Below are 11,703 nucleotides of genomic sequence, written 5' to 3'. Positions count from 1 at the left end.
GGATTCACTGAGCACTGGAGTGAACACCCGGGATTCCTTGTACCCCGGCGCATTGAGGTCCTTGTGCCCATGCGCTGGGGTGACATGGACGCCTACGGACACATCAACAACGTGCAGATTGTCCGCATGCTTGAGGAAGCCCGCATCGCAGCCTTCGGGCCACCGCGCGGTGCGGGCCTTCCCGGCGTGGAACCACCGGCTGCCCTGTTCAACGACGTTGAGGAGGGCACCATGACCCTCGTAGTGGAGCATAAGGTCCGGTACGTCCGGACGCTTGAATACCGCAACATCCCGGCCGTCGTGGAGATTTGGGTCGGTGCCATCAAGGGCGCCAGCTTTGATCTCCACTACGTCATCAAGGACCCGGTCACCCGTGAGGACTGCGTCAAAGCCAGCACGCACCTGGCCTTCGTCGCCGAGGCCACGGGACGGGTCCTGAGGCTCACACCGGAGCAAAAAGAAAAGCTGGGGCACTACCAAGCCTGACGAGTTTTTGAACAGATGATGCCCTTAAGGAGCCTTCTTAGGGGCATTAGCTGTACAAGAACTCCGCGTAGAGTTTCAGCATGAAACTTGAAATTGCCGTGGTCAGCGCTGCGGGTGCAGGTACGGCCGCCGCCGAAGGAGCCCACCGGGTGGAGCTCTGCAGCAGCCTTGAACTGGGAGGTATTACGCCCAGTCAAGGTCTCATGGAAGCCAGCATGGAGCATGTGGACGGGCGTTTGGAGATCCATCCGCTGATCCGCTCCAGGCCGGGTGATTTCCAGTACTCCGCATCGGACGTGGACACCATGGTGCATGAAATCCGGCACCTGCTGGCCCAGGGAGCGCGCGGAGTTGTGGTGGGGGCACTCACTGCTTCAGGTGACGTGGATGTTCCGGCACTGCAGCGCCTGGTGGCCTCCGCCAAGGACGCCAACCCGGACGCCGAGCTCACCTTCCACAGAGCCATTGACCAGTCACGAGACCCCTTCGCAACCTTGGATGAATTGCTGAATCTGGGCTTCACCAGGGTCCTCACCTCGGGGCATCAGGCAACGGCGGGCGCTGGCTTGGAAACGTTGACGGCCATGGTGGAACGTGCCGGGAGCGCCCTGCAGATCATGGCTGGTGGCGGACTCACCTTGGACGACATTCCCGCCATGCACAGGGCAGGCCTGTCCGCCGTTCATCTCTCGGCCAAGAAGACGGTCTCCACTCTCGGAGAGGGCGCCATCTCCCTCGGTGCACAGGACGGCAGCGATCCCACGGCGTACACCGTCACCGATCGCGAAGTAGTTCGGGCGGCGAAGGCGATGGTGAACGCACTTAATCTCGCAATGCCCCGTTAGCCCCTGCCGTCCAGCTTTTGGACGGGCAAATTCCAGTGATCGCGGATCGTAATGACTCTTTACGATTCCGCGGAACGCCGGGATGATGTAAGGATTCACCAACTCGGTGAAAAGCCCCGGAAGCTACCTTCAGGAGTCCCAGCGATGCCGCTGCCCTCGCCGGTTTTACCGGCCGTCATTTCCCGTCCCACGACAAGCGCAAACAGCACCCCAGCCAAGGGCCACCCGGAGGTGGAATGCGGCGTCGGAACATGGGACAAACTTCTCTACGGGAATCACCGGTTCGTCATTGACGTCCAGACGGACGAAGCGGGAGGCCGGTCCAAGGGAACGGCTCACGCCCACAGGGTGGTCCTTCCCTGGCGCCGGCAGGACACGGAGCCGGCAACCGTGGATGTCATCGTAGTCTCCCAGAGCACCGGAACCAGGGTCCGGAACGTGATCGTTGAAGAGGCCACGAGGGAGTCCGGATCCCTCGTCTTCGAGGCCATCGACGGCCCCGGCACCTACTTCGTCTACTACCTGCCGTACGCCATGTTGGGGAAACCCCACTATCCGCAAGCGCAGTACCTCCCGCATCGTCCTGCCGCAGACCCGGCCTGGGCCGCCGTCGTGGTGCGTTCTGCCTGGGCAAGCGGAGCGCAGGCCGAGCTGCCCACCGCAAGAGTCCTCCGCTATGAGGCCGCAAGTGAACGCGACTCCTTCGCTCCAATGAACTTCACTGCCCGCGCGGAGGAGCTGGAACACTTCCGTTCGCTTCACGCAGGCGAGGCGTTCTTGGTGTTCCCCGAGGACCGGCTGAACCCTGTCTCGATGCATTCGGAGTTGCCGGCGCACTGGGTGATCGACGGGCCCTCGAACAGCTTCCACGGGACTGCACTTGCCGGCGAGGACTATGTGGTCCAGCTGGGGCTTTACGCGCAGAAGGAGCTCGAGGGCGTCTCCGTCGATGTGGCCTCCCCGGCCGGCGGGCACTGCGTCAATACTGATGGCGTGGATCGCCGGGGCAAGCCGTGGCGCAGAGCACTGAACGTCCCGGCCGGCACGGTACAGGGCCTGTTCGTGGTCCTTCCCATTCCTGTGGAAGCTGCGGGAACCGCACACTCTGCGACCATCACCATCCGTGCAGCGGGGGAGTCGCCGCGGAACATCGAGGTCACCCTGGAGGTGGCGGCGGAAACAGATCCGGCAATCCTTGCCGGTGGTTTCGGCGATCCACGATTCCTTCGGCGCCTGGCATGGCTGGATTCGGAGGTTGCCCAGGACGCGGAGCTGGTGGAGCCCTACACCGCCGTCTCAGTGGATGAATCGAGCACCACGTTGGGCATCCTGGGCAGGTCGCTGCGGCTCGCGGAATCGGGGCTTCCGGCGCAGGTGACGTCCACCTTCACTGCCGCTGTGACCGCCACTGGTGGTCCCGCCGTCGAGCTTCTGGACGTCCCGGTGCGCCTGGACATTGCCGGCATCGACTGGCATTACTCGCCGGTCGTCTTCACAGTTCAGGGCCCGGCACGCGTCCAGTGGCGTTGTCAGTGGACGGGCACTAAAGACGGAAAGTCGGCTCTGGCCCTGGACCTGGACGGTGTCCTCGACGCCGATGGAGCAGTGAGCTACCGGCTTCGGCTGAGTCCGGAGCAAAACCTGGACGTGCCCGACGTCGGCCTTCACCTTGGGTTCCGAAAGGCTGCGGTCCCGTTCGCCATGGGTTTGGGGGTTCCGGGTGGACGGCGACCGGAAACCGTCGACTGGACCTGGGACGTTGCCACCAAGAACCAGGATGCACTCTGGCTGGGTGGGGTGAACGCCGGGATGCAGCTGTCCTTGCGGGATGAGCGGTACGAGAGGCCACTGAATACCAACTTTTACCGGGAGAAGCCGCTGGTGGAACCGGGATCGTGGGCCAACCGTCAGGAGGACGGCGGCCAGTCCACCGTCCGGGGCGGTGTTGCGCTGCGGACAACGGAGAATACGGTGACGCTGCATGCCTTCAGCGGTGCCCGTTCCCTCACCGCGGGCCAGCAGCTCGACTTTAATGTCCGTCTCCTGCTGACGCCTTTCAAACCGATCGAACCCGGCAAGCACCTGTCCAAGCGCTACTTCCACGAGCCGGCCGACCCGGACAGCATCGCCGCCGCGGGAGCCACCGTGGTCAACGTCCATCACGCAACAGCTCCTGCGCCGTACATCAACGACCCCCTTCTCACGGAAGGCTCGTTGAGGGAGTACGTGGCAGGGTGCCATCGAAACGGACTCAAAGCCAAGATCTACAACACTGTCCGGGAGCTTACTTTCCACAGTCCGGAGCTGCTGCCGCTACTGCAACTGGACCACGAGATTTTCAGTGACGGTCCCGGGGCGGGCCACATCTGGTTGCAGGAACATGCCGGGAGCGGCTACGTGTCTGCATGGTTTGCGCCGAACGTCGAGGACATCGCAGTGGTGACCACAGGCGAGTCGCGGTGGGAGAACTTCTACGTCCGGAGCCTCCAGGAGCTGGCCAGAGGTGAGGACGGGATCGATGGCATCTATCTGGATGACATCGCCTATGACCGTCATGCCATGGTGCGGGTCCGCAAGGTCCTTGAGCGGGCTTGCTCGGCTCGCGGAGTGGACGGCCCTGAGATCGACCTTCACTCGGCAAACCAGTTCACGGCCCACGACGGGTACGCGTCATCGGCAAATTTGTACATGGAGCAACTGCCCTATGTGGACAGGCTGTGGCTGGGGGAGTACTTCGACTACGACACCACCGATCCCGACTATTGGTTGGTGGAGTTGTCCGGCATCCCCTTCGGACTGATGGGCGAAATGCTGGAAGGCGGAGGCAACCCATGGCGCGGCATGGTGTTCGGCATGACCGGCAGGGCGCCCGCCGTGGACAACCGCCCGCTCTGGGATTTCTGGGCAGAAACCGGCTTGGAGCACGCACCGATGCAGGGGTTCTGGGACCCGCAGGCGCCCGTGCGGACCAGCCACCCGGAGGTCCTGGCAACCACGTGGCTTACAGAGCACGGAATGGTTGTAGCGCTGGCGTCATGGGCCGAGCACACTGAGGAAGTGACGTTGATCTTCGACGACGCTGCCGCCACCGGCGCCCGCAAGGACGCCTCAATATCAGCCCCCGCTATCCGCGGCTTCCAATCAGCTGCGAGCTACGCGCCGGGCGAGGCAATACCCATCGAGCCGCAGCGCGGCCTCCTTCTTGTGATCGGAAACTGACGTGGCAGAAACAACAACCTCCAACCTCACCGTCACCACCATCTCCTTGACCATGGCGGAGCTCGGCTCCTTGAACCCGCTGCCGGTAGTCGCGGCCGAGCTCGACCAGCCCTACACGGTGGGCGAAGGTGTCCCGGAGGAACTCCAGGCATCGGCCCGGTACGGGGTGGTTCCCAATGTGTACCCGTATCTGATGCAGGACGGCTACAGCCGCGATGCGGCACCCCGGGAATTTCCCGCCGTCGTGCTGGAAAACAGCAAACTCAGGGTGACGGTCATCCCGTCGTTGGGTGGGCGCATCTGGGAACTGTTCGACAAAGCGACCGGCAAGCAACTGCTCCACACCCACGATGCCCCGCAACTGGCCAACATTGCCCTGCGCAAGGCGTGGTTCGCGGGCGGGCTGGAGTGGAACATCGGGACCCGCGGGCACTCACCCACCAGCTGCGACCCGCTGCACACGGCGATCGTGCACACGCCGGACGGAAAGCACATCCTGCGTATGTGGGAATTCGAGCGGCTGCGCGAGGTGGTTTTCCAGGTGGACGTGTGGCTTCCTGAGGACTCGCCCGTGGTGTTCGCGGCTGTGCGGATCCGCAACCCGAATGACCACGACGTCCCCATGTACTGGTGGAGCAACGCGGCGATCCCCGAGACCGAGCGGACGCGGGTGATCGCCCCGGCAGAGGAGGCCTTTGGAAGCGACTACACAACGGACATCACCCGTGTCCGGCCCACCAGCCACGAAGGCTATGACGGCACCTGGCCGGTCAACAGCCCGCACGCGGCCGACTTCTTCTTCGACATCGACCCCTCGGAACGGCGCTGGGTTGTGGCAGCGGACGACGACGGCGACGGGCTGGCGATGCTGTCCACGGGACTCCTGCGGGGAAAGAAACTCTTCGTGTGGGGCCAGGGCCAGGGCGGTAAACGGTGGCAGGAATGGCTGAGTCCCGGAGCTGGCCCGTACGCCGAGATTCAGGCAGGCCTCGCGCAGACGCAGTTTGAACACCTGGTGATGCCCGCTGGCGCAGAATGGGCGTGGGTTGAGGCCTACGGCAACGGGCACCTGGACCCGGACGCCTCGCACGGGACCGACTGGGATGCTGCTGTAGCCCACGCCGGTGAGCGCCTGGAACAGCTCCTGCCGCACGATGAACTCGAGTCCATGCTGTCCGCAGCCATCACCGACGCCGACGTCCCGCCGTCGAAAATGTTGGTGGACGGCAGCGGCTGGGGCGTTCTTGAGCGTGCCCGGCGGCAGAAAAACGGGAAGGCCTGGGTGGACGAGAGCGGAACCCCGTTTGTAGACGAGAGCGTCACCGCGGAACAGGAACCATGGCTCGCGCTGCTGCAGGGAAAAGCGTTCGACGGCGCGTCCAGCTTCTTAGCGGGGGCGGACTGGGAGGACGTGCTGGCGGGGCAGGAAAGCCCGGAGGCGCACTTCCACCTGGCCACCATGAAGCACGCCCGGCAGGACCTGGAGGGCGCGAAGTCCGGATATCGGCACGTGCTGGCCGATCCGGAAGCGACGCCTGGCATCAAGGCTTTGGCACATCGCGGGCTGGGCCTTGCCTTGCTTGCGGCCGGGCGGGATGCCGATGGCCTCGCGGAACTCCGGAAGGGTGTGGAGGCTGACCCGGCCAATGCAGCTTTGCTCATGGAGGCCATCACGCTCAGCATCCGGCACGGGGACCCGGCCATGGCGCTGGAACTGAACGGCGCGGCACCCAAGGCGGGGACCGGCGTCGGACGCTTGACGTTCCTTAAGGCGTTGGCGCTCGCAAGGACCGGGAACCCCGCTGCAGCGGCAGCGATCCTGCGCGAGGGCGTGGAAATTCCGGACCTCCGCGAGGGGGAGGACGCGATATCAGCGCTGTGGCAGGAAGTGTGCCCGGGAGAGCCGGTGCCGGCGGCGTACCAGTTCGGGATGCATTAGTCCTTTCGCAGGACTAAATTCGCCGGGGATAGCGCATTTCGATGGGAATGCGCTATCCCCATGCGCGGCGGTGAGGTCATCTTTAGACCAGCGGAAATCATTACTTGACGGGTGACGTGGGTCACTGTATGTTTACGTAAACCTCTTCTATGTTCACGTAAACATGAACGGATTGGATTTAAGACAATGTTGTCGAGTACGAACGCATCGTCGCGTCATCGCATCGCAGCGGCAATCGCCGCATCCTCCCTCGCATTAGCAACACTTCCCCTCCTACCCTCGGCCGCAATCGCTGCAGAGGAACCGCTTGTCCTCACCCCCAACCCGGCACAGGCCGGACCATCGTTCAAAGGCTGGGGCACCAGCCTCGTCTGGATGGCCAACGCCACCGGCCAGTATCCGGAAGCCATCCGGAATGATCTGATCGATAAGGTCTTCGGTGACGACGGCCTGAACCTGAACATCGCCCGCTACAACGTGGGTGGCGGCAACGCCACCGACATCCCCGACTACCTCCGTCCCGGCGGCGCAGTTCCTGGCTGGTGGAACCCCACCACGGGCCTCTCTGACGCAGCCGGGCCGATCACCACCAACTACGCTGACCGGGACCGTTTCCTGGCCGCCTGGACCGGCGAGAACGACTCGGACTACAACCTCGACGCCGATGCCTCCCAGCGGGCCTGGATCGCGGCCATCAAGGACAAAGTCACCACCTGGGAGGCCTTCAGTAACTCGCCGCCCTACTTCATGACCGAAAGTGGCTATGTCAGTGGCGGTACCGACCCCAACGCCGACCAGATCAAGCCGGCCGCCGTCGATAAGTTCGTCAATTACGTCAAGAAGGTAGCCGAGCACGTCGAGGAAACTGAAGGAATCAGCTTCGACACGATCAACCCCCTCAACGAACCCAACACGAACTACTGGAAGACCACTTTTGGTGGCAACGGCTTGCCCAACGGTGGAGGCCAGGAGGGCGCCCACGCAGGCCCCGCCCTGCAGTCCCAGGTACTGACCGCCATGGCTGCCGAGCTCGCCGAGCCCGGCACCACCACTGAGGCCAAGGTCTCCGGCCCGGATGAGACATCGCCGAGCCGCTTCCTGGAAGACTGGAATGGTTGGACTCCGGAAACCAAAGAGGCTGTCAGCCAGCTGAACGTCCACACCTACTCCACCGGCGACCGCCTCGCAGTTCGCGACATCGCCAAGGCAACGGACAAGCCGCTGTCCATGAGCGAAGTGGAAGGCAACTGGGGCGGTGACTCCTGGAACCCGGACAGCATCGAAAACGGTCTGGGCATGGCCACCCGCATCACCGATGACCTCCGTGAACTAGATCCTGAGTCCTGGGTGCTGTGGCAGCCGGTTGAAGACCTCTACAACATGGAACTTGGCGAGAAGAAGAACTGGGGATCCGTCTTCATTGACTTCGACTGCAACGCCGATGGCAACTCCGTCCGGCGCCTGGCTGACGGTGCCGCTGATCCTTCGTGCCGCACAGCGGTGAACTCGAAGTACAACACCATCCGCAACTTCACCCACTACATTGCACCGGGTGACCGGATCATTCCCACCAGCGACGGCAAAACCACATCTGCGCTGAAAGCCGATGGCTCCGGCCTGGCCATGGTGCACACGAACGACTCCGATCAGGCCAAGACCGTGAAGGTGGACTTGTCCAAATTCGCAACCATCGCCGCCGGTGCCACGGTTACCCCGGTGGTGACCACCCAGTCTCCGTCCGGTGACCCTACGGCCAACGCGCTGGTCAGCGGCGCTGCCGTGGCCGTCGACGCCGGAACGCGCTCGGCGACGCTCACCGTGCCTGCCAAGTCCGTCACCACCTTCGTGGTCAACGGAGCATCCGGGGTGGCAGCGGACGCGCCGGCAGTGCAGGACGGACAGTCCTACAGCTTTGTTGGAGTTCAGAGTGGCCGGGCCGTGACGGCTTCGGATGGCTCGCCGAAAACAGTGCTGAGTGATTCGATCGCAGGCGGGAACCAAGTGTGGAAGGCAACCCTCATTGCCGATGAAGACGGCACCACCCGTGACCGTTTCGTCCTGAGGCTCGCCGATGGCCGTGCTTTGGCTGCCGATGCCAACGGCACCACGCTGCGCACCATCACCGACGAAGAAGCCCGTACAGACAGCTCGGCCCAGTGGCTGTTCAGCACCACTGACGGTACCTCCTTCAGCCTCCTGAACGCCGGCCTTCACCAAGTCCTGGACGTCTCAAACCAGTCCACCCATGAAGGTGCCTGGATAGGGCTGTGGACCTCCAACGGTGGGGCCAACCAGGCCTTCACCCTCCGGAACGCCAGTGAGGGCACCGGTTACACCAGCTTCCGTCCCGGCCAGGATTGGCGGGATAACAACGGAAACCTCATCCAGGCACACGGTGGTCAGGTGGTGACGTCCAAGGATTCCGAAGGCAAGACCATCTACTACCTGTACGGCGAAGACCGGACCAACGGTTACCACTCAGCACCGGGCGTTCACGGCTACAGCTCCTACGATCTGTATAACTGGAAGGACGAGGGCGTCGCCCTGAAGACGTTGTCCTCACGCGGGCAAATCGACTCGGACCCGTACTTCCAGAACCTGTACTCGGGCTACACCACGGAGCAGAAGGACGCCGTCTACCGTGACCTCGGAACAGTGCCTGTCGATGGCCAGACCCCGCCGATCCTTGAGCGGCCCAAGGTCATCTACAACGCAGCCACCAACAAGTGGGTCATGTGGGTCCACGCTGACGGACCGTCGTCGTGGTCTACCGCTCAGTACGCCAAGGCGAATGCCGGTGTGGCAGTTTCTGATTCACCGTTCGGGCCATTCAGGTACATCGACAGCTACCGCCTCCACAAAGCAACCGCCGGCGATCCCACCAACTGGGCTCCGAACAACCCGGGCATGGCCAGGGACATGAATCTCTTTGTGGATGACGATGGTACGGGCTACATCATCTACTCCAGCGAAGAGAACAGGACCATGTTCATCTCCAAACTCAACGCTGACTACACCCAACTTTCCGCCTCTCCGGACACGGCAGTGGAGGGAGTCGACTTCCGACGGGCCTTTGTCAACCAGTCCCGTGAATCACCGGCCATCATGAAATACCAGGGCCGCTACTTCATCATTACCTCGGGAACCACTGGTTGGTCACCGAACCCGTCCCGGTACGGCACGGCCACCAGCATTCTGGGGGAGTGGACTGACATGGGAGATCCGTTCAGCAGCGATGTGTCCTGGAACTCCAACAACTCCCAGCCGTCCTCGGTGATCCCCGTGGACCCGGCCAACGGCAAGTTCATCTACATGGGTGACCGCTGGAACGGCGGATCGGACCAAGCCCTGGCCACCGCACCCATGGTGTGGATGCCTATCCAGATGGGCGAAGGCGGCAAGACCCTGGCCGTGAAGGCCCCGTCCGAGTGGAAACTCGAGGACCTTGACGCGAACGCTGCCTGGGACGTCACCGGTGTTCCTGCCAGCCTGGCTGTGGGGTCAACCTTCAGTGTGAACTCCGTGACGGTCACCCAGAACGGGCAGAGCTCCACCCAACCCGTGACCTGGCAGGTCAGCGGCAACACGAACACCGTGGGTGTCATTACCGCTACGGGCACGCTGCCTGGCTTCGGTAACCGGACATTCACCCGGACCATCCCGGTGGTCCCGGACGGTGTCCAGTACGCGGTCAACGCCGGTGGGCAGAAGACAGCCGACTGGACCGCGTTGATGGCAGCAGCAGCCCAGGACGGCCCCGTCCTGAACAGCGCGGCAGACCAGCCCTTCGGTGCTGACCCCGTGACGGGTAAAACCTGGGGTTACGAAAGTCAGGACAGCGGAGTGAATGGCACTGATATTGGTGACATGTTCTCCACGCTCCGTTACGCCAAGGCTGGCCGGGACCTGAGCTACAAGTTCAACAATCTGGCCCCGGGTACCTACACGGTCTACGCCGGGTACTACGATCCGTGGGCCCAGTGGGATGACCGCGGAGCGAAGGTCACCGTCAACGGTGCAGTAGTGGAAGCTGACCACGACTACAGCGGCGAGTACCAGTCCGCGGCCTACCAGAACGTCACGGTGGGCACGGACGGGAAACTGACCTTCTCACTGAGCCCCACCCGGGGCCCGGATGTGCAGCTCAGCTGGCTGATGATCGCCAACCCGGTCCCGGCAGCTCCGCAGCTGAACGTCAGCGCAGTGGCCAACACCAAGTGCGTTGCCGGTAAGGTCACCGTGACCGCGCAGCTGACCAACAACGACACCAAGTCGGTCCAGGCCACCTTCACCTCGGCTTACGGAACCAAGACCTTCGCCGAGGTCAAGCCGGGCAAGAACGCGATCCACGCCTTCACCACCCGTGCCGCTTCGGTACCGGCAGGCACCGTAGCCGTTGAAGCCAAAGCCACCGTGAACGGCCAACCCGTCACGGTGACAGTAAACGCCGCCTACAACGCAGCATCCTGCAACTAACCTGACGCTGGTGGCCCGCCCGATGGCGGGCCACCAGCTTCTTTTACCCCTCTCTTACCGGCTGGTTTGCCGGACCTACGTGAAAGAAGCAAGAACGTGAACCGACATAAATTCCTGGCCCGCGGTGCAGCCATTTCCACTGCCACGGCGCTGTTGTTGGGTGTCGCCGGCATGGCGATAGCCGATCAGAACCACGGCGACCAGGACGTGGATGTCAACGTCGGCATTACCGAAATCGTCGACGGCGGCGTGCTGGCCATGAGCGTCGCAGGCACGGCCACGGCACTGACCGAGGACGGTTCCACGCCTACGGTGCGCCAGTTCAAGGGCACCCTGCCTACCGTGACGGTGACCGATACCCGGTCCCCGGATGAGGTCCCTGCTGGTGCCGGCTGGTATGTGCTGGGCACCTCAACGGATTTCGTCGGCGGTGCGGGACAACCGGCCATCGGCGCATCACACTTGGGGTGGGCACCGAAGGTGATCGACGGCGGCGCGTCCGGTCAGGTGGCCGAAGGCGACCAGGTAGACACCGTCATGGACCAGGGGCCGACTGCTGTAGGCCTGGTGGATCAGGAACTGCTCGCGCTGGCCCTGGACTCGGGAGCGATTGCCTCCGAAGGACAATGGACAGCCAATGCGGACCTCTTCATGAAAACCCCCGCAACAGTGGCCCCCGGTAACTACACCGCCAAGCTCACGCTCTCCCTGTTCGAATAGATGCACCAGAGGTATCTT

Annotated in this window: 6 protein-coding genes; all 6 read left to right on the top strand. The window is 63.3% G+C overall.

Annotation, left to right across the window (positions count from 1 at the left end):
• Nucleotides 1-69: 69 nt before the first annotated feature.
• The 6 genes from ACIQH5_RS17400 to ACIQH5_RS17375 all read left to right on the top strand — a co-directional run bounded on the left by ACIQH5_RS17400 (nt 70) and on the right by ACIQH5_RS17375 (nt 11,685).
• A complete protein-coding gene (locus ACIQH5_RS17400) occupies nt 70-486 on the top strand; it encodes an acyl-CoA thioesterase (RefSeq protein ID WP_400405754.1) in 417 nt (138 codons plus the stop codon).
• 80 nt (nt 487-566) lie between these two features.
• Complete coding sequence (locus tag ACIQH5_RS17395) at nt 567-1,331, top strand: copper homeostasis protein CutC (protein WP_400405751.1); 765 nt, start codon at nt 567-569, stop codon at nt 1,329-1,331.
• Between the two features lie 144 nt (nt 1,332-1,475).
• Entirely contained in the window at nt 1,476-4,550 is a 3,075-nt protein-coding gene (locus tag ACIQH5_RS17390) for a glycoside hydrolase domain-containing protein (RefSeq protein WP_400405748.1), read from the top strand.
• Nucleotide 4,551: 1 nt separating this feature from the next.
• Nucleotides 4,552-6,489 carry a DUF5107 domain-containing protein gene (locus ACIQH5_RS17385; protein ID WP_400405745.1) on the top strand — a complete coding sequence of 646 codons (1,938 nt, stop codon included), beginning with the start codon at nt 4,552-4,554 and terminating at the stop codon, nt 6,487-6,489.
• A 186-nt stretch (nt 6,490-6,675) separates the two neighbouring features.
• Nucleotides 6,676-10,965 (top strand): family 43 glycosylhydrolase, encoded by a 4,290-nt coding sequence (locus ACIQH5_RS17380; RefSeq protein WP_400405742.1) that lies wholly within the window; start codon nt 6,676-6,678, stop codon nt 10,963-10,965.
• Nucleotides 10,966-11,061: 96 nt separating this feature from the next.
• Nucleotides 11,062-11,685 (top strand): hypothetical protein, encoded by a 624-nt coding sequence (locus ACIQH5_RS17375; protein WP_400405739.1) that lies wholly within the window; start codon nt 11,062-11,064, stop codon nt 11,683-11,685.
• Nucleotides 11,686-11,703: the final 18 nt, after the last annotated feature.

The organism is Paenarthrobacter sp. NPDC091711, from assembly GCF_044756605.1.
In the GTDB taxonomy this organism is placed as follows: Bacteria; Actinomycetota; Actinomycetes; order Actinomycetales; family Micrococcaceae; genus Arthrobacter.
This window is presented reverse-complemented; position numbering and strand designations above follow the sequence as displayed.